The 19,619-nt window shown below is 65.8% G+C and carries 16 protein-coding genes; 12 read left to right on the plus strand and 4 right to left on the minus strand.

All coding sequences use genetic code 11. From position 1 onward, the window contains the following. The first annotated feature begins 319 nt into the window (after positions 1-319). Positions 320-2,107, plus strand: coding sequence for a BCCT family transporter (locus ACH82I_RS00005; RefSeq protein ID WP_413334595.1), 1,788 nt, complete (start codon positions 320-322; stop codon positions 2,105-2,107). Between the two features lie 90 nt (positions 2,108-2,197). Here ACH82I_RS00005 and ACH82I_RS00010 read toward each other — a convergent pair whose 3' ends face one another. The 4 genes from ACH82I_RS00010 to ACH82I_RS00025 form a co-directional block, all read right to left on the minus strand. Continuing rightward, positions 2,198-3,049 carry a CPBP family intramembrane glutamic endopeptidase gene (locus tag ACH82I_RS00010; RefSeq protein ID WP_413334597.1) on the minus strand — a complete coding sequence of 284 codons (852 nt, stop codon included), beginning with the start codon at positions 3,047-3,049 and terminating at the stop codon, positions 2,198-2,200. A 276-nt stretch (positions 3,050-3,325) separates the two neighbouring features. After that, complete coding sequence (locus ACH82I_RS00015) at positions 3,326-4,888, minus strand: GMC family oxidoreductase (RefSeq protein ID WP_413334599.1); 1,563 nt, start codon at positions 4,886-4,888, stop codon at positions 3,326-3,328. Between the two features lie 13 nt (positions 4,889-4,901). Further along, positions 4,902-6,380, minus strand: coding sequence for an aldehyde dehydrogenase family protein (locus tag ACH82I_RS00020; protein WP_413334600.1), 1,479 nt, complete (start codon positions 6,378-6,380; stop codon positions 4,902-4,904). A 655-nt stretch (positions 6,381-7,035) separates the two neighbouring features. Beyond that, entirely contained in the window at positions 7,036-7,947 is a 912-nt protein-coding gene (locus tag ACH82I_RS00025; protein WP_413334602.1) for a hypothetical protein, read from the minus strand. On the opposite strand from ACH82I_RS00025, the gene ACH82I_RS00030 reads away from it, so the two are divergent. Genes ACH82I_RS00030 through ACH82I_RS00080 form a run of 11 tightly spaced genes read left to right on the plus strand, consistent with a single transcriptional unit; the run spans position 7,879 to position 19,611 of the window. Then, positions 7,879-8,865, plus strand: coding sequence for a hypothetical protein (locus ACH82I_RS00030; protein WP_413334604.1), 987 nt, complete (start codon positions 7,879-7,881; stop codon positions 8,863-8,865). The two genes, ACH82I_RS00025 and ACH82I_RS00030, sit on opposite strands and share 69 nt — an antisense overlap. After that, positions 8,862-9,833: an HAD-IIA family hydrolase gene (locus ACH82I_RS00035; RefSeq protein ID WP_413334606.1), complete on the plus strand. Its 972-nt coding sequence runs from the start codon at positions 8,862-8,864 to the stop codon at positions 9,831-9,833. Before ACH82I_RS00030 ends, ACH82I_RS00035 begins: the two co-directional genes overlap by 4 nt. Beyond that, positions 9,826-10,065 (plus strand): hypothetical protein, encoded by a 240-nt coding sequence (locus tag ACH82I_RS00040; RefSeq protein WP_413334608.1) that lies wholly within the window; start codon positions 9,826-9,828, stop codon positions 10,063-10,065. Before ACH82I_RS00035 ends, ACH82I_RS00040 begins: the two co-directional genes overlap by 8 nt. Further along, the gene (locus ACH82I_RS00045; RefSeq protein ID WP_413334610.1) at positions 10,062-10,862 is read left to right on the plus strand and encodes a TlyA family RNA methyltransferase; all 801 of its coding nucleotides are present in this window, start codon (positions 10,062-10,064) and stop codon (positions 10,860-10,862) included. Before ACH82I_RS00040 ends, ACH82I_RS00045 begins: the two co-directional genes overlap by 4 nt. Further along, positions 10,859-11,830, plus strand: a complete 972-nt coding sequence (locus ACH82I_RS00050; protein WP_413334612.1) for an NAD kinase — start codon at positions 10,859-10,861, stop codon at positions 11,828-11,830. Before ACH82I_RS00045 ends, ACH82I_RS00050 begins: the two co-directional genes overlap by 4 nt. Next, entirely contained in the window at positions 11,820-13,523 is a 1,704-nt protein-coding gene (gene recN / locus ACH82I_RS00055) for a DNA repair protein RecN (protein ID WP_413334614.1), read from the plus strand. The genes ACH82I_RS00050 and recN overlap by 11 nt, the downstream gene beginning before the upstream one ends. Positions 13,524-13,538: 15 nt before the next feature. Further along, a complete protein-coding gene (gene steA, locus ACH82I_RS00060) occupies positions 13,539-14,777 on the plus strand; it encodes a putative cytokinetic ring protein SteA (RefSeq protein ID WP_413334616.1) in 1,239 nt (412 codons plus the stop codon). After that, entirely contained in the window at positions 14,770-15,738 is a 969-nt protein-coding gene (locus ACH82I_RS00065) for a copper transporter (RefSeq protein WP_413334619.1), read from the plus strand. The genes steA and ACH82I_RS00065 overlap by 8 nt, the downstream gene beginning before the upstream one ends. Further along, the gene (locus ACH82I_RS00070; RefSeq protein WP_413334622.1) at positions 15,735-16,604 is read left to right on the plus strand and encodes a hypothetical protein; all 870 of its coding nucleotides are present in this window, start codon (positions 15,735-15,737) and stop codon (positions 16,602-16,604) included. Before ACH82I_RS00065 ends, ACH82I_RS00070 begins: the two co-directional genes overlap by 4 nt. Next, positions 16,601-18,370, plus strand: a complete 1,770-nt coding sequence (murJ, locus tag ACH82I_RS00075) for a murein biosynthesis integral membrane protein MurJ (RefSeq protein WP_413334625.1) — start codon at positions 16,601-16,603, stop codon at positions 18,368-18,370. The genes ACH82I_RS00070 and murJ overlap by 4 nt, the downstream gene beginning before the upstream one ends. Continuing rightward, positions 18,367-19,611: a glycosyltransferase family 4 protein gene (locus ACH82I_RS00080; protein ID WP_413334627.1), complete on the plus strand. Its 1,245-nt coding sequence runs from the start codon at positions 18,367-18,369 to the stop codon at positions 19,609-19,611. The genes murJ and ACH82I_RS00080 overlap by 4 nt, the downstream gene beginning before the upstream one ends. Positions 19,612-19,619: the final 8 nt, after the last annotated feature.

Raw genomic sequence — 19,619 nt, forward strand, 5'->3', positions numbered from 1 at the left:
CGCCCGGTTAACCGTTCCGATCCCGGTAGCTAAGCCCATTTCATGCTGATGGTACTGCAACTTGGTGGTTGTGGGAGAGTAGGTGACTGCCGCAATATTCTTTGATGGAAGGCCACCCCCGGTATTCGGGGGTGGCCTTCCCTGCATTCACGGTCCATGTGCCTACGCAGACTGTGAACTGCCAACAGGTAGCTCGCGCGCCGCCGATAGGTGGTCGGCCGCCCTGCCTGATTTTTATCGCTTCGTAACAACCGCGTTTGCCCCATGCATGCGCACCTTCTGTAGGGTGGGCGGCACGTCACTACGGAAGGTTTTGCCCATGCTTGATCGATTGCACGATGTGCTGAGACTGCGCACAAACCCCGCGATCTTCTTCTCATCTGCTGCCGTCATCGTCCTCTTCGTCCTCGGGACCATCTTCTTCACCGATCAACTGGACTCCGGCGTCTCCGCCGCCTCCGACTGGCTGCTGACGAACCTCGGATGGTTCTACATCCTTGGTGTCACCGTATTCCTCGTCTTCCTCATCTACATCGCGGCTTCTCGCTACGGGCGAGCCAAGCTCGGGCCCGACAATGAGGCACCCGAGCACTCCAACGGAGCCTGGTTCTCGATGCTCTTCGCGGCTGGCATCGGCTCGATCCTCATGTTCTGGGGAGTTGCCGAGCCGGTCAGTCACTTCGGGGATCCTCCACGGGCGTCCCTCGGCATCGAACCGGGCACCGTCGCGGCCGCGACCGACGCGATGAACTTCACGTACTACCACTTCACATTGCATACTTGGACGATCTTCACGCTGCCGGCACTGTGCTTCGCCTACTTCATCCACAAGCGCAACCTGCCTCCGCGCGTGAGCTCGATCTTCCAGCCCATCCTCGGTGAGAAGATCCATGGTCCGATCGGGAAGTTCATCGACGTCGTCGCCATCATCGGCACCGTTTTCGGCATCGCCGTGTCGATCGGCCTCGGCACCTTGCAGATCAACGGCGGGCTCGCTCAGGTCCTTGGGATTCCGGAGAATGCGCTGTGGCAGCTCATCATCATCGGCGTCGTCTGCGGACTCGCGACGATCTCGGTTTCTCTGGGCCTCGACAAGGGCATCAAGGTGCTTTCGAACTTCAACATCGTTGTGGCTGTGCTGCTGCTCATCTTCGTCGTCGTGGTCGGCCCGACATTATTCATGGCCAAAGGTGTCTTCGAATCCCTCGGCACCTACATTCAGTCCCTGCCGGAACTCGCCCTTTGGAACGACACGTTCGCCGATACCGGCTGGCAGAACACGTGGACCGTCTTCTATTGGGCGTGGACGATCACGTGGTCGCCCTTCGTCGGCATCTTCATCGCCCGCATCTCGCGGGGACGGACGATCCGTCAGTTCGTCATCGGTGTGCTTGCGATCCCCTCGGCATTCTCGGTCATCTGGTTCGGCGTCTTCGGCTACGCCTCCTTCGATATCGAACTCAATCAGGGTGGTGGTCTTGTCGAACGTGTGGTCGATGAGGGTGACGTACCCGGTGCGCTCTTTGCCTTCCTCGACCACTATCCGCTCGCGGTGCCGGTCTCAATCATCGCGATCATCCTCGTCATCATCTTCTTCGTCACCTCTGTCGACTCGGCCGCACTCGTCGTCGACACGATGAACAACGGGCACGAAGACTTCAACCCGCTGCCGCAGAGGATCTTCTGGGCACTGGCGATCGCCGTCGTGACCGCCGCACTCCTTGTCTTCTCCGGTTCGGGAGGGCTTGAGGCACTGCAGTCGACGATCATCCTTGTCGGGTTGCCGTTCTTCGTCATCGCCTATTTCCAGATCTATGCGCTTATGCGTGCCCTTCGTGAGGACGCCGGCGAGTTGCCTCGGGTCCGGATGCGCCGTTGGAAGAAGGTGCTTCCGCCTGAAGAGGTCGAACGTCGTGAAGACGATGACGACGAATTCGGCCACGAGTATGACGACGATGAAGAGTTCGTGTCCAAGCCCGAGGCGGTCGAACCGGCACCGAAGTTCCGTGATCCCTATGTCGATGCGCCACGCCACAAAAACCCGGCAAAACGGGGGACTCTGGCCGGGCGGACCGGCAGCCGCGGCAAGGATGACGACGCCGGCTGAAGTCATGCAAGAAACCGCGCCTGGGAGGGCCGCCCCCTGCTTGGGGGCGGCCCTCTTCGAGTTGTCACGCTCTTGGCGGTACGAACGGTTCTAAGCGGCGCTCCGGGCGGCATCGGCTTCGGGGTTGACGCCCCGTGCGCGTGCGGTCCGTCGTTTCTCGACCTGCCAGACGATGACGATCGCGACCGCCTCGGCGAGGACGAACAGGAGCATATACGGTCCGGCCGCCCCGGCTGAACGGTCCTGGGCGATTCCGCCGCCCGAGGCGAACAGCGATCCGATGGCCATGGCGAACACATTGTTCATCGCATGGTAGGCGATCGAGGCTTCGAGGCCGCGGCTGATCACGGCGATGATCGCGGTGCTCGCACCGAGGCCGAGGTAGTTGACGATCATCCACGGGTCAGCGCTGGTATGCAGCGTCGCGAAGAGCACTGACGAGAGACTGACACCGATGACCATCGCGAGCTTGGCCGATCGGGCCCATGAGCCGTACGAGGTCATCAGGACGCCGCGGAACGTGATCTCCTCGGCAGCTGACTGGAGCGGAGTCGTGATGACGATGATCACGAGCAGAGCCACCGTTGCTCCGGTGACTGCGAAGCCATCAGCCGACGCCGGGTGGACGGCGTTGACCACGATGTTGAGCGCGATCATGAGGATCGCGAACACACCCGCGTACGCGAAGAGCCTGCGCATCGAGAATCGTCGTCCAAGGGCCATCACCGCACTCCACCGGGCACCGGTGAGAGCCCGCAGGGCGAGAACCGCCAGGGGAGCGATGAGGATGATCGAGGCATTGAGCGCAAGGTAGGTGAGAGGAGTGAGCGAGGGATCATTCGGGTCCTTGTCGAAGACTCCCACTTCGACCATCGCTGCGGCAGAGAGAAGCACCGTCTGGAACAGGTAGGTTCCGACGATGACAATGACCGTCAGAAGCACGGGTACCCACCACCGCATCTTCAGGTGAGTTCCAAAGGGACGGGATGTGAGTGCCGGCGAGCTGTTGCCGGGTGAAACGCTGGTGCCTGTCATGACTGATCCTTTCGTCCGTTTCTCGGGGTCTATTTCGATCACAAACGTTGCCCTAGGGGCAGAGTCAAGGACTTTCGGTCACGACCAGCGAAATCCGACAGACAGAAGGGCCGATGCGTAAACGCATCGGCCCCTCGAATTACTCAGCTGTTCGCTGTTGCCTCACAGCTGTTCGCTGCGACATCACTGCCCGGACTTGATCATCTCCGCACACTTCTCGCCCATCATCATCACGGTGATGTTCGGGTTGACGGTGGTGATCTCCGGCATTGCCGAGGCGTCGACGACGCGCAGACGGCCCACGCCCTTGACTCGCAGCTGCGGATCCAGCGGCGAGGACGCATCATCGGCGGCACCCATCCGGGTCGTGCCCACCGGGTGGTAGACCGTGTTGTGGGTGCGCTCGATGTAGTCGGCGATCTGCTCGTCGGTCTGGACATCGGCACCGGGGAACAGCTCCTGGCCGGCCCATTCCTGCATCGCATCCTGAGAGATGATCTCGCGTGCCTTCTTGATGCCGGCGACCATGACGCGCATGTCGTGGCCTTCGGGATCGGTGAAGTAGCGGGGATCGACCTTCGGCTTGTCGCGGAAGTCCTTCGAGCGCAGACGCACGGTGCCGCGCGACTTCGCATGCGTGACGTTCGGAGTCAGGCAGAAGGTGTTCTCCGCCGTCGGGTAGCCCTGGCGCAGGGTGTGCATGTCGAAGGGCACCGAACCGTAGTGGAACATGAGATCGGGACGGTCCAGTCCCTCCTCGGTGGGGGAGAAGATGCCGATCTCCCACCACTGGGTCGAATCCTCGACCATCGGCTGCTTGGCTTCCCAGGAGATGACACCCTCGGGGTGGTCGGCCAGGTGCTCGCCGACTCCCGGCGAATCCACACGGACCTCGAGCCCCACCTCGGCGAGGTGGTCCTTCGGGCCGATGCCCGAGAGCATGAGCAGCTGCGGGGTGTTGATCGCACCAGCGGAGACGATGACTTCCTTCTTCGCCTCGATGCGGTTGGTCCGGCCGAAGGCGTTGTTGACCACGTGCACACCGGTGCAGTTGTCGTTCTCGTCGAACTCGAGCTCCTTGGCCTGAGTGTCGGTGAGGATCGTGAGGTTCTCACGGTCGAGGATCGGGTGCAGGTAGGACACCGAGGACGACGAGCGGGTGCCGTCGGCTTTGCGGTTGACCTGGAAGAAGTTCGCACCGTTGATGACGGTCTGACCCTCGTTGAACTGCACGCGCGGGATCCCGGCCTGCTCGCAGGCGTCGAGGAGCGCGATGCCGCAGGGATCGACCGGGGGCACGTTCATCAGGCTCACGGGTCCGTCGTGGCCGTGGTGGTCACCGGGCAGCTCGTTGTTCTCGAGCTTCTTGTACAGACCGAAGGTGTCCTTCGAACCCCATCCGGCGGCCCCGTGCTTGGTCTCCCAGTCGTCGAGGTCCTCCTTCGGCGCCCAGAAGGCGATGCACGAGTTGTGGGAGGAACAGCCGCCGAGGACCTTGGCCCGGGCATGGCGCATGTGTGAGTTGCCGTGTTCCTGCTCTTCGATGGGGTAGTCCCAGTCGAAGCCGGATTCGAGGAGTTCCATCCAGCGGTTGAGGCGAAGGATGACATCTTCGTCGACGTCGGTCGGACCGGCCTCGAGGAGACCGACGCTGACCTCTGGATCTTCGCTGAGTCGGGCGGCAACGGCGGCACCTGCGGAACCGCCGCCGACGACGACGTAGTCAAAGCTGTGGGTAGTCTTCACGTTTCAAGTCTCCTTACTTGGTGTGATCCGGGAACCAACCGGTGACGGCGGGTTCGAGGTTGTGGTAGATGTGCTTGGACTCCTGGTACTCCTCGAGACCGGTCGGCCCGAGCTCACGGCCGAAGCCGGACTGCTTGTACCCGCCCCACTCGGCCTGCGGCAGGTAGGGGTGGAAGTCGTTGATCCAGATGGTGCCGTGGCGCAGGCGCTGGGCGACGAGCTGCGATTTGCCCGCATCCTGGGTCCACACGGCACCGGCGAGTCCGTAGAAGGTATCGTTGGCGGTCTCGACGGCCTCATCGACGGTGGAGAAGGTCTCGACGGTGACGACGGGACCGAAGGCCTCGTCGACGACCACGGACATTCCCCGCTTGACCTGGTCGAGCACGGTCGGCAGGTAGTAGTAGCCGGCTTCGAGTTCGCCCTCGCCCCACGTGCCGCCGCAGCGCAGGCGTGCGCCTTCGGCGATGCCCTTCTCGACATAGGCGGTGACCTTGTCGCGGTGGGCTGCGGAGATCAGGGGACCGGACTCGGCGTTGTCATCGAAGGGCCCGCCGAGGCGGATCTGCTGGGCACGCTCGACGAGGCGGTCGACGAATTCCTCGGCGATCGAGTCTTCGACGATGAGGCGGGCTCCGGCGGAGCAGACCTGGCCGGAGTGGACGAAGGCGGCGTTGAGCGCATTGTCCACGGCCGCATCGAAGTCAGCATCGGCGAAGACGACGTTGGGGTTCTTGCCGCCGAGTTCGAGGGCGATCTTCTTCACCGTGGCCGCAGCGTTCTTCGCGAGCAGTCGTCCGGTGATCAGGCCGCCGGTGAAGGAGACCATGTCGATGTCATCGTGCGTCGACAGGGGAGCACCGGCATCGGCGCCCGCACCGAGGATGAGGTTGCCGACTCCGGCCGGCAGTCCGAGCTCCTCGAGGACCTGCATCGTGAGTATCGCGGTGTGCGGGGTGAGTTCGGCCGGCTTGAGGATGAAGGTGTTGCCGGCGGCCAGGCAGGGAGCGATCTTCCACGCGGCCTGCAGCAGCGGGTAGTTCCACGGGGTGATGAGCGCGCACACGCCGACGGGTTCGTGGACGATCTTTGATGCCACGGTGTCCGTGCCGGCGTCGACGACGCGGCCGGCATTGTTGGCGGCGAGTTTGCCGAAGTAGTCGAAGCAGTTCGCGATGTCGTCCATGTCGATCTGCGATTCGATGAAGCGCTTGCCGGTGTCGAGGGATTCGGCACGGGCGAACTCGTCCTTGCGCTCACGCAGGGTGGCGGCGAACTTGAGCAGCAGGTCACCGCGTTCGCTGGTGGGCACCGAGGACCAGACGCCGGAGTCGAAGGCACGTCGGGCGGCGGCGATCGCGAGTTCGGTGTCGGCCGGGCTGGCCTCGTCCACCTCGGCGACGAAGCTCTTGTCGGCGGGGTTGCGGATCTCCCTGGTCCCACCATTCTGGGCCGAGACCCACTTTCCATCGATGAAGAGTGTGTTGGGCACGATGTCTCCTGTTCCTAGTGGGTGAGGGTCCTGTCATCACGGCGTGCATAGGGCCGGAGGGTCCGTGTGCGAGGCCGCTGAATTCGGTTCCGGGAATCACGATAGGCGAATCCGGGGGCCGAATGCGCAATCGAATGAATCCAGTCACATTTCTCTTGAGAGGGTGTTATGGGTGTGAGCGGATTCGGGTTCGAGGAACTGGGAATCGGCGCAAGATGATTTGCTGTGAATCGTCTTATTGCCGATGCGATGTCGGGAAAGTGATCGGCTGTTGAAGGGAATGAAGATAGGCACGCGGAAATGCGGAGGTTTTCATCTGCCGCAAGTGGTTCTTCCACGTCAGGGTTCATGCGTCCTCTGCTGCTTGAGGCGGGGAGTGATGCCGTGCCGCCGAGCCGATGTGATTCACAGTCGAGAGTTCCGTCCGATTCGCCCTGATTCTAACAGAGCAGGTGAGCGGCGGTCCGGGAGTGTTCCGGGGCCTGAGACCGGTGTGCTGCGGCGGTGTGGTGACGTGGTCCCGACCACAGGGCATTGAGGGTGCCTGTGCACTAGAATGGATCGGAAGCATTGAAAAGTCTTTATAGGGAGAATCGTGGCCCAAGGGGATTCGCGAGACAGTCAGCACAACCGCCGCTCCGAAGGCGGTCATCGCTCAGATCGCGACAGCAATCGCAGCCGTCAGGATTCCCGCCAGTCGCGGGATGACCGCGGGCCACGTCACTCCGATCGCCGTGACGATCGCCGGGGCGGCTACCAGGGGAATCGTCGCAATGACGATGATCGTCGTGGCGGGTATCAAGGAAATCGTCGTAATGACGATGATCGTCGTGGTGGTTACCAGGGCAATCGTCGGAACGATGATGACCGTCGTGGTGGGTACCAGGGGAACCGTCGGAACGACGATGACAACCGCGGTGGGTACCGGGGTAATCGTCGCAACGACGATGAGCGCCGAGGTGGATTCGGCGGAGACCGCAACCGTGACGGTGACCGTCGCGGCGGGTATCAAGGGAGCCGTCGCAACGATGATGACCGTCGCGGTGGTTTCCGCGGGGATCGCAATCGCGATGATAACCGTGGTGGCTACCAGGGCAATCGCCGGAACGACGATGATCGCCGTGGCGGGTTCCGTGGGGATCGCAACCGTGATGATGATCGCCGAGGTGGGTACCAGGGCAACCGTCGCAACGACGATGATCGTCGCGGTGGCTACCAGGGCAACCGCAATCGTGATGATGATCGCCGCGGTGGATTCCGGGGGGACCGTAACCGCGATGACAACCGCGGAGATCGAGGCGGCCGCGACCGCGGTGGAGCCGACCGGAACAACGACCGTCGCGCATCGCGCAAGACGGACACCGGTGACTACGCACGCGAGCAGCGCGCTCGTCGTCCGCGCATCCAGGAACCTGAGATCCCCGAAGGCGTCACCGGTCAGGAACTCGACAAGGAGATCCGCGGTCAGCTGCGCTCCCTCGACAAGGAGAACGCGGCGATGGTGTCCAAGCACCTTGTCGCCGCCGGCGGCCTGCTCGACCTCGATCCCGAACGCGCCCATGAACATGCGAAGGCCGCCATGGCCCGCGCCGGCCGAGTTGCGGTCGTCCGTGAGGCACTCGGCATCGCCGCCTACTACGTCGAAGACTACGATGAGGCCGTCCGTGAGCTGCGCACCCACCGGCGCATCTCCGGCTCCAACGAGAACATCGCCCTCATCGCCGATGCGGAGCGTGGACGCGGCAAGCCGGAGAAGGCTCTCGAACTCCACGCCTCGGCGGCCGAGCTCGACCTCGACAACGATACCCGCACCGAGCTCGTCATCGTCGCTGCCGGTGCGAAGTCCGACCTCGAGGATCTGCCTGGAGCGCGCCGACTCATCGAAGCCGAGGACTTCACTCAGAAGCCCAGCGGCGCACTCGTCCGACTGATGTCCGCCTACGCCGAGGTGTTGCGCCTCCACGGCGAAAGCGAGCAGGCCGACAAGTACGAAGAGCTGTCCCGACGGACCGCGAAGGCCACCGGCACCCTCTTCGGCGACGAAGAGCCCGACCCGAACCTCGGCATCGAGATCGAAACCGTCGAGGAGATCCCCGACGAGGTCGAGGAAGCCGACGAGGCCGACGACGAGGCCTTTGACGATGTCGAGGAAACTTCGGACGACACCGAAGACGCGGACGATGTTGAGGAAACTTCGGACGACACCGAAGAAGCATCCGACGATGTCGAGGAAGCCACTGACGACGTTGACGAACCTTCGGACGTAGCTGAGGACGGCTCGGACGAGGCCGAAGCACCGCATGCAGAGGCTCCGAAAGCGTCGAAGACTCATGTCTCCGAAAAGGAACTCAAGTCGGTCAAGGTCTCCGATGACGAGATCGAAGCCGAACTCGACGAAATCCTCGCCGAGGCCGAACGCGCCGACGACGCAGCCACCGACTTCGCTGCCAAGACGGGCGAGAGCGAGGCCGACGCAGAGCAGTGACCAGCACCGCCGAGCATGCACCCGCAGCCACCAGCACGCCCGAGACCCCGGGCGGGCAGATCGACTGTGTGCTGTTCGACCTCGACGGCGTCGTCTACCACGGCCCCGAGCCGATTCCCGGCGCCGTCGAGGGCATCAACTGGCTCCGCGAGCAGTCGATCCCTGTCAACTATGTGACCAACAACGCCACCCGAACCGCCGAGGTGGTCGCCGCCCACATCACCGAGCTGGGTGTGAGCACCGACGAGTCCGAGGTGACCACCTCGGCGCAGGTGCTCGCCGACTCCCTGCTGCAGAAGTTCGGTGCCGGAGCCCTCATCTACCTCGTCGGCACGACCGGCCTGTCCGCCGCACTCGAAACGGCGGGCCTCCGCATCACCCGCTCACTCGATGACGACCCCGTCGCCATCGCCCAGGGGCTCGACCCCGACATCGACTACCGCGCAATCGTTGCCGTGTGCGAAGCGATCGAGACCGGACTCGAATGGTGGGCGAGCAATCCCGATTACTCGCTCATCGGCCGCCGCAGCAAAGTCCCCGGCAACGGTGCATTCATCGACATGATCTCCCGACTCACCGGACGGGAACCGACGATCGTCGGCAAACCCTCGCCCCACATGATGGAGTACGCGGCCACCCGCCTCGGCGCCCGGCGACCGCTCATGGTCGGCGACCGGCTCGAAACCGACATCGAAGGCGGCAACGCGGCAGGCTACGAGACCGCACTCGTCCTCACCGGCGTCCATGACATCTACGATGCACTCCGCGCACCCGAGAAACTTCGCCCCACCTACATTCTGCCGAGCCTGCGCGGCCTCGAACCCCTCATCACCGGCGGGGACCGAGACGAACCGGCACGCATCGAAGCCGAACTGCGCACGGCATGGGAGGCGATCGACGCGGACGAACACGCGGACGTCGCCGACCTCGTGGACCTCGACACGCTGCCCCGGAGGATCGATGACTGACCCCACGCCCACGCCCGGACAAACATCTACTCCCGGACCGACGCCGACTCTGCCCCCCGGACAAACGCCGGCCCCCGGACCGGCACCTACCCCCGCCTCGGTGGCCGGAGATGTGCCCGTCGAAACTTGGCGGGCCGGCCTCGCTGAAGCCAAGGAAGCCCCGGCCGCCGAACGTCACGAACACCTGAGCGCCCTCCTCGACGAACTCGACTCGCAGGTGGGCTCCTTGTGAGCAGGCTCGACCGGGAACTCGTCGACCGAGGACTCGTCAACTCCCGTTCCCGCGCGGCCCGCGAGATCGCCGCCGGACGCGTGAGCATCAACGGCACCACCGTGACGAAACCCGCCCACGACGTCGCCGACTCCGACGACCTCATCGTCACCGAACCCGACCCCTGGGTCGCCCGTAGCGCCCACAAACTCCTCGGCGCCCTCGAAAGCTTCGAGATGACCGGATCGCTGACCGGCCTCACCGCACTCGACGCCGGCGCCTCCACCGGAGGCTTCACCCAAGTCCTCCTCCACCACGGTGTCACCGAGGTCTGGGCCGTCGACGTCGGCCACGACCAGCTCGCGCCTTCCCTGCGTACCGATCCGCGCGTGCACGTGCGCGAGGGACTCAACCTCCGCGAACTCGGCGCCTCCGACGTCCCGCAGGTCGACCTCGTCGTCGCCGATGTGTCCTTCATCTCCCTGCGACTGCTGCTGGAACCCCTGCTCGCGGCGACCACCGGGGAACTCCTCCTCATGGTCAAACCCCAGTTCGAACTCGCCCGAGCCTCGCTGGACAAACACGGGGTCGTCACCGAGGCGAAGAACCGCCGCCGCGCCCTCGACTCGGTCATCGCCGCCGTCGCCGAGCACGACGCCCGGGTCATCGACTTAGCCCCCTCACCGCTGCCCGGACCCAGTGGGAACCGGGAGTATTTCCTGCGTGTTCGACCAGGCAGAACCGGCACCGATTCCGATAGGCTCAGCGAAGCGGACATCCCCGGCCACCTGGAGACACTGATGAGAGGAGAGGCATGACCCGGCACATCATGGTGCTCCTGCACCCCCAGCGCGAAGAATCGGCCATCGCCGCGGTGAGCGTGTTCAAGGCTCTCCTCGACGACGGAATCACCCCCGTCGTCCTCGACGAAGAGGTCGTCGACATCGGCACCCGCAGCTCGCGGGCCGACTTCGAACAGAGCCTGCTGCACCGCTGCGTGGTCATCGCCCCCTCCCAGCTGGCTACCTGGAAGTCCGAATGCGAACTCGTCATCGTCCTCGGCGGCGACGGCACCATCCTTCGCGCGGCCGAACGCTTCCACGGCTCAGGTGTCCCGCTCATGGGCGTCAACCTCGGCCATGTCGGCTTCCTCGCCGAAAGCGAAAGGGAAGACCTCGCCGAGGCGGTCCACCGGGCATCCCAACGCGACTACCTCGTGGAGGAACGTCTCGCCCTCGACGTGTCCGTGTGGCACGAAGGGGAGAACATCTTCAACGCCTGGGCGCTCAACGAGGCGACAGTGGAGAAGACTACGAAGTCCCGGATGATCGACGTCGTGCTCGGTGTCGACTCCCGTCCCGTGTCCTCCTTCGGCTGTGACGGCGTCATCCTCGCCACCCCGACCGGGTCGACGGCCTACTCCTTCTCCGCCGGCGGCCCCATCGTCTGGCCCGAGGTCGAGGCCCTCCTCCTCGTGCCCATCTCCGCCCACGCCCTGTTCGCCGAACCTCTCGTCGTCGGCCCGAACTCCCGCCTCGGCGTGGAGATCTCCCAAACCAACCCCGACTTCTCCGCGGTCCTGTGGTGCGACGGACGCCGCGCCATGGAACTGCCCGCCGGTGCCCGCATCGAAGCCCGCCGCTCCGAATCGCCGATCAAACTCGCCCGCCTGCACACCGGCCCCTTCACCGACCGACTCGTCGCGAAGTTCCGCCTGCCCGTCTCCGGCTGGAAGGGACCGATCGAGGAGGCGGGAAGCAGGAGAGGAGACACGGATGATCTCTGAGCTGCGCATCTCCCACCTCGGCGTGATCGCCGAAGCCGAGGTCGAACTATCCACCGGCTTCACCGTCGTCACCGGTGAGACCGGTGCCGGCAAGACCATGTTCGTCTCCGCCCTGTCCCTGCTCATGGGCCGCAAAGTCGGCTCCGGGGTCGTCCGCAAGGGCGCGGAGAAGGCCGAGGTCGAAGGCATCTTCTCCGAGGTCACCGAGGCGGTGCGTACCCGCATCGAAGAGGCCGGCGGCAGCGTCGACGAAGAAGCGATCATCTCCCGCACCGTCGCGACCAAGGGCCGGGCCCGGGCCACCGCAGGCGGGCGCACCGTGCCGATCTCCGTGCTCACCGACATCGCCGATGAGCTCATCACCCTCCACGGCCAGTCCGAACAGCTCGGACTCAAGGGCGCCGCCCAACAGCGCCAGCTCCTTGACGCCGCCGGGGGACAGGCCCTCGCCGAGGTGGCCGGCCGTTATCGCACCGCCTTCGACACCTGGCAGGAGACCGAGGCCAGAGTCTCCCGAATCAAGGACTCCACCGCGGCCCGCCGGGAGCGGATCCTGTGGCTGCGCGGCTGCCTCGAAGCCATCGACGCCGTCCGCCCCCAGCCCGGCGAGGACGAGACCCTGACCGCGCAGGCCGCGAAGCTCGGTGCCGCGGCAGAGATCACCCGGGCTGTGGGCACCGCCCACGACCTCCTCCTCGGCGGCGAACTCGACGACGCCGGCGCCGCGGTCGATCTCGTCCACCAGGCCATCAGCGCAGTGTCCGACGTCGAAGGATCTGATCCGGAACTGGTCACCATCCGCGAGACCCTCTCCGATGCGGTGCTGCGACTCTCGGACTCCGCCGCTGAGCTCAGCTCCTACCTCTCCGGCTTCGACGAACTGGGGGAGACCTCGCTCGAGGAGACCGAAGCCCGCCGCGCCGAACTCGGATCGCTGGCCCCCTACGGTCAGGACGTGGCCGAAGTCCTCGACTTCGAGACCCGCTCCGCGGCCGAACTCTCAGAACTCGAAGCCGAGGACCGCGATCTCGACGGCCTCGACGCCGAACTGGGCAAAGCCCGGGAGGCCATGGAAGCCGCCGGGGCGGCGCTGACCGAGATCCGCACGAGCACGGCCCGGTCGTTCTCGGAAGCCGTGAGCACCGAACTGGCTGCCCTGTCCATGCCCAAGGCCTCCGTGACCTTCGAAATCACCGACCGCGAACCCGCCGCCCACGGCTGCGACGACGTGCGTCTGACCTTCGCCGCCCACGAATCCTCGACCCCCGATGACATCGGCAAGGTCGCCAGCGGCGGTGAGCTCTCCCGCGTCATGCTCGCCATCGAAGTCGTCCGCGCCGAAAGCGAATCCATCCCCACCTACGTCTTCGACGAGGTCGACGCCGGGGTGGGCGGCAAGGCGGCCGTGGAGATCGGCCGGAGGCTGGCCAAGCTCGCCCAGGGCGCCCAGGTCATCGTCGTCACCCACCTTCCGCAGGTCGCCGCCTGGGCGGACACGCACGTCCACATCGTCAAGGACGATGACGCCGAGACCGTCCGCTCGGGAGTCACGGAACTTGACGATGACGAACGGGTCGTCGAACTCTCCCGGATGCTCGCCGGAATGGAGGACTCCGCCTCGGCGAAGGCCCACGCGGCCGAACTCCTCGACTCCGCCCGGCAGGTCAAGACCGGGGCGGGCAGCCGCGCATGAGAGAATGGCTGAACCATGAAAGTGCGTAGAACTCGGGAGAACCCCACTGTTCCCACCCGGTCGGGCCCGGCTCCTGCCAGACTCGATCGGCGAACCAAGGACCTCACCAAGCGTCTGAGCGCCGGCGACATCGCGATCATCAAACACGCGGACATCGACCGGATCTCCGCCGAAGCCCTCGTGGCCTGCCGACCCGTCGCGGTCATCAACGCGGACAAATCCATCTCCGGTCGGTACCCGAACCTCGGCCCGGGGATCATCGTCGACGCCGGAATCCCCCTCATCGACGCCACCGGTGCAGAGATCTTCGAGCTGATCGAGGAGAACCAGGAGATCACCGTCGAGGGCGAGGCGGTCCTCCTCGACGGAGAGACCGTGGCCACCGGCATCCGGCAGACCGAGGAATCGATCGCCGCCGACATGCACGAGGCCGAGGCCGGCATGAACTCCGTGCTCGTCGACTTCGTCGACAACACGATCGAGTACATCCGCAAGGACTCCGATCTGCTCTCGGCCGAACTCGTCGTCCCCGAGGTGGCCACGAAGTTCGAAGGCCGACACGTCCTCATCGTCGTCCGCGGCTACCACTACAAAGAGGACCTCGCGATCCTCGCCTCCTACATCCGTGAGTACCGTCCGATCCTCATCGGCGTCGACGGCGGAGCCGATGCGATCATCGAAGCCGGCTACAAACCCGACATGATCGTCGGCGACATGGACTCGGTGTCCGATACGGCTCTGACCTCCGGTGCCGAGATCGTCGTCCACGCCTACCGGGACGGCAACGCCCCGGGCACCGAACGCGTCCATTCCCTCGGCGTCGAATGCGTCGCCTTCGCAGCCTCCGGCACCAGCGAGGACATCGCGATGCTCCTCGCCGATGACAAAGGCGCTGACCTCATCGTGGCCGTGGGCACCCACGACACCGTCATGGAGTTCCTCGATAAGGGACGCAAAGGCATGGCCTCGACCTTCATCACCCGCCTGCGTGTGGGCTCGAAGCTCATCGACGCCAAAGGCGTGTCCCTGCTCTACCGGCAGCGCATCTCCAGCCTGCAGCTGAGCGTGCTCATCATCGCCGGCCTCGTCGCCCTCGGCGTGGCCCTGTTCGCGACCTCCGCGGGACAGACCTTCCTCGGGCTCATCGGAGCCCAACTCGACGGCGTCTTCGGGTGGATCGGGTCCCTCTTCGGAGGAGACCCGGCCGCCAGTGCAGAATCCGCCGGCCTCATCCAAGGATTGACCAGTGATTGATTTCCGTTACCACCTCGTCTCCCTCGTCTCGGTGTTCCTCGCCCTGGCCGTCGGCATCGTCCTCGGTGCTGGTCCGCTCAAGGAGCCGATCGGGGAGTCCCTGCAGAGTCAGGTCGACGCCCTGCGCTCCGACCGTGACGACCTGCGCGCGAAGCTCGATGCCGCGGGCGGCAACATTGACAAGCAGAACGACTTCATCACCTCGGCGGCTCCCGAACTCATCGGCGACACCCTCAAGGACCAAGAGGTCGGCATCATCGCCGCCCCGGATGCCGATGCCGAGCAGGTCGAAGAGGTCAGCAACCGGATCAAGGAAGCCGGGGCGAGCATCGGCGGCGACGTCGCCTTCGTCGACAACACGCTCAACCTCGAGGACTCCGCGGACTTCCTCTCCACCCTCCGCGACATCGTGCCGAACCTGCCCGAGGACGACTCCACGGCGATCCGGGCGGCACTCGTCATCGCACTGACCGGCAAGGCCTCGATGCTCGAAGACGAGAAGGACCGTGAGGACGCGGAGAAGAACTCCACGAAACTCTACGATGCCTTCATCGACTCCGGTCGCCTGCGCACGGACACCGATCATAAGACGACGCAGCTCTTCGCTGTCATCGACGATGAGAACTCGACGCTGGCCGAGGAGACGAAGCCGAGCCCCGAGGCGACCGACGACAAGGCCACCCGCACCCTCGTCACCGACTTCATCAATACCCTGACCTCGGAGTCGAAGTCAGTGGTCGTGGCCGGTGACGCCGGATCCGCGCAGAACGGACTCGTCAACGTGCTGCGCACCGAGAAGTCACGAGCCTCGACCGTCGATGGCCTCGGCCTCGGCGCCGGCCCCGTGATCACGGTCCGTGCCCTGGCTGCCGGGGAGAACGGAAGCCACGGTCACTACGGGTTCTCCGATGACGCCGAGGAGATCATGCCGAACAAGACCGATGAGGGAGACGAGAAATGATCCGCTCGATCGTCAGCTCCGCCGTCGCGGGCCTCGCCGGCTTTGCGGTGACGAAGGCCGTGCTGTCCTCGAAGCTGCGGAGGCATGAGAAGGTCGTGCGCACCAACCACGCCGGCAACGATGTCTCCCTCGTCGAAGGCCCCGCCGTGACCGCGGGACTCCTCGCCGGCAGCGTGCTCATCGAAGACCCCCGCCAGCGTGCGGCCACCCTGCTGGCCACCGCCGTGGCCGGAGGACTCGGAGGCGTCGATGACTTCCTCGAATCCGGAGACTCCAAGGGACTGCGCGGGCACCTTTCCGCGCTGGCCCACGGTGAGATCACCACCGGGGCGATCAAGGTCACCGGCATCCCGCTGGCTTCGCTCGCGGCCGCCGCGATCCTGCGCACCGGCACCCGCAAGCACGGAGTGCTCGGCCTGGGCCACCAGCCCGAACACGACTCGTGGCTGTCTACGGCCGGCGACATCATCGTCACTGGGGGAGTCATCGCGGGAACCGCGAACCTATTCAACCTCCTCGACCTGCGACCGGGCCGGGCCCTGAAGGCCGGCCTGCTCACACTCGCCTTCACCGACCATGAGCGCCGCATCTCCTGGGCACCCGCGGCCGCCATCGCCGGATCCTCCGCTGCCGCCTGGGCTGACGACCTCGACGGGGAGATCATGCTCGGCGACACCGGCGCCAACGCTCTGGGCGCTGCCATCGGTACCGTGCTCTCGGAGACCGCGAGCCCGAAGCAGCGGGCCGCGATCCTCGCCGTGCTCGTCGGTCTCACCCTGCTGTCCGAGAAGGTGTCCTTCACCTCCGTCATCGAGTCCACACCCGGACTGCGCGAGATCGACGCCTTCGGTCGCGAGGTCGTGTGAGCAAGCTCGTTCGAGTCTTCGCCTCCGCGGCGCTGCTCGTATCGGTGATCACTCTGATCACCCGGCTCGTCGGGTTTCTGCGGTGGCTGGTGTTCTCACCCACCGTCGGCGCCGGCACGGTGGGCTCGGCCTACCAGTCGGCCAACCTCGTACCCAACATCCTCTTCGAGGTCGTCGCCGGCGGAGCGTTGGCTGGGGCGGTCATTCCGCTCCTCGCTATCCCGCTGGCCCGATCCGACAAGGCCACGGCAGGCCGAATCGCCTCGGGCCTGCTCACCTGGGCGGTGTCGGTCACCCTGCCGCTGAGCATCATCCTCGCGGTCTTTGCCCATCCGATCGCGGCCCTGCTCACCGGTACCGACCCGCACAAGTCGGCTCAGCTCGAGGCGACCGTCGTCTTCCTGCTCATGTTCTCCCCGCAGCTCGTCCTCTATGGCATCGGCGCCGTGCTCACCGGCGTGTTGCAGGCCCACCGGAAGTTCCTCTGGCCCGCCTTCGCTCCACTGCTTTCGAGCCTCGTCGTCATCGGCTGCTATGTGGCCTATTGGCAGGCGGGCGGCACAGACGGGACCTGGCAGACCCATATCGGCTGGCTCGGGTGGGGCACGACGATCGGCGTCGCCGCCCTAGCCCTGCCGCTTGCGCTGCCGATGCGCTCGACCGGCCTGCGGATTCGACCCACCTGCTCCTTTCCTCCGGGGGTTGCCCACCGGGCCCTGCGCCTGGCCGGTGCAGGCATGGCGGCACTGCTGGCTCAGCAGGGGTCCATGCTGGCCACCATCCTCGTGTCGAACCACTCCGGCGGTGAAGGCACCTTCGTCCTCTTCAGCTACATCAACGCCGTCTACCTGTTGCCCTACGGAGTGCTCGCGGTGACCGTCGCTACCGTCACTTTCCCGTCGCTCTCGAGCTGGGTGGGACGGGCCAAGGACCCCGAGGCGACCGAGGCCGACCGTGCCGCAGCGGGCGTGAAGCTGCGTCAGATGACTTCGACGACCACGGCGCTGATCATCACGATCGGATTCCTCGGGGCACTCATCCTCATCTCCGCCTCGGGCCCCCTGCAGACCTTCTTCACCGCCATCGACGCAGCCAAAGGGCATCAGGGAGCGCCGTTCGCCTCGATGAGTCAGGCCATCATCGTCATGGCGCTGGCCGTGCCCGGCTGGTCCTTCGTCGCTTGGGGCACACGCGTGTTCTACGCCATGGAGCGCTCCCGCCATTCGGCGACCGCGACGACGGTCGGCTGGGTCCTCGTCATCGTCGGCATGATCCTCGCGATCCTTCTCACCGGAGCCGAGGGCGATGCCGGTCTGACGCTCGTGTCCATCTGCATCGGCTACGCCGTGGGCATGACCGTGGCCGGAATGTCCCTGCTCATCTCGATGCGTCGTGTGCTCGGGTCCGCAGGTCTCGCCCGCGTCGGACGCCGCGCAGCGGTCTCGATCGCCGCCGCCGTCGTCGGGTCGGTGGCCGGGGTGCTGGCCTCCCGGTGGCTGGGTTCGATGCTCGACACCGGAGCCTTGGCCGCCGTGGCCAACGGCATCGCCTCTGCTCTGCTCGGCTGCGCGATCTTCGCCGTTATCGTCCTCATCCTCGACCGCGGCTACCTCGGTGAGGTCCGCGGTGTTCTTGCCGGACGTCGAGGCGCGAGCCCGGACGATTCCGTGTCGGCAGGCGCCGGTGCCGCAGGCAGCGCAGCGGGAGGCGGGACGCCCACCTCGAACCGTGAGACACCACCGTCGGACAGGGAGGATGAGTCATGAGAATCGTCTATGTGATCGGAACCTCCAGCGGGGGAGTCGGCACCCATGTGCGGGCACTGGCCCGCGAGCTCGGTGCGACCGGCCATGAGATCGGGGTCGTCGGCCCCGCCGCCACCGACGCCCACTTCGGCTTCTCCGCCCTGCCCGGGGTCCGCTTCGCCTCCCTCGAGATGGGCACCGGGATCGGGCCCAAGGACGCGATCCTCGTCCGCCGCCTGACCACGCTTGTGCGCAGCTTCGACGCCGAGATCGTCCATGCCCACGGTTTCCGCGCCGGACTCATCACTCACCTCGGCTTGCGCCGGCTGAGCCCGCGCCCTCTCTTCATCCTCAGCCTCCACAACCAGGCCAGCGGACAGGGCCTGCGCGGGCGGGTGGAGACGAGGATCGAAACCCTGCTCGCCCGCGGGGCCGACCTCACCCTCGGCGCCAGCCAGGACCTCGTCGACCGTGCCCGCGAACTCGGCGCGCGTGATGCCCGCTTCCTGCCCGCTGCTGCACCAGAGGTGACGACCATCGACGCCGAGGCGGCCCAAGCCACCCGTGCGGCGCTGGCCAGCGAATACGGCTTCGACGAAGGAGCGGTCATCGTCCTGGCCGTCGGCCGAGTCGCCCCGCAGAAGAACTACCCGATGCTCGTCCGCGCACTCGGACACCTCGGGCAGGACCGCCTCGGCGCCGGGAATGACGCGAACCCGGGCCCGGGCACCCGGCGAACTGACGCCGGCAGGGACCGAACCGACCCCGGCACGGACCGAACCGACGCAGCGCCCAGCCCGCTTGTCGTCCTCATTGCGGGAGCCGCGGACGATGCGGTCCTTGCCGAAGTCCGCACGCAGTACGCGGAACTGACAACCACCTCGGCGAGTGTGCCGCTGCATTTCCTGGGCCCGCGATCCGACATCGCCGAACTCAACGCCGCCGCCGACGTCTCCGTGCTCACCAGCGTGTGGGAGGCCCGCGCCCTCGTGCTCCAGGAGGCCCTCATCTCCGGGCAGGCGATCGTCGCCACCGCCACCGGCGGCACGCCCGGACTCATCGGCGATGCCGGCATCCTCGTGCCCGCCGATGACGACCGGGCACTGGCACTGGCCCTCGGCGAACTCGCCGCCGATCCGGCCCGCCGCGCCGAACTCGGGGCACGCGCCCGGACCCGCGGAGTCGCACTTCCCACCGAGCGTGACGTGGCCGAAGAACTGCTGGGCATATACACGGAACTCACCACGCCCCAGGTAGGGTAGAAGCAGAC

This window comes from Brevibacterium sp. GP-SGM9, from assembly GCF_047300845.1.
Classification (GTDB): Bacteria; Actinomycetota; Actinomycetes; order Actinomycetales; family Brevibacteriaceae; genus Brevibacterium.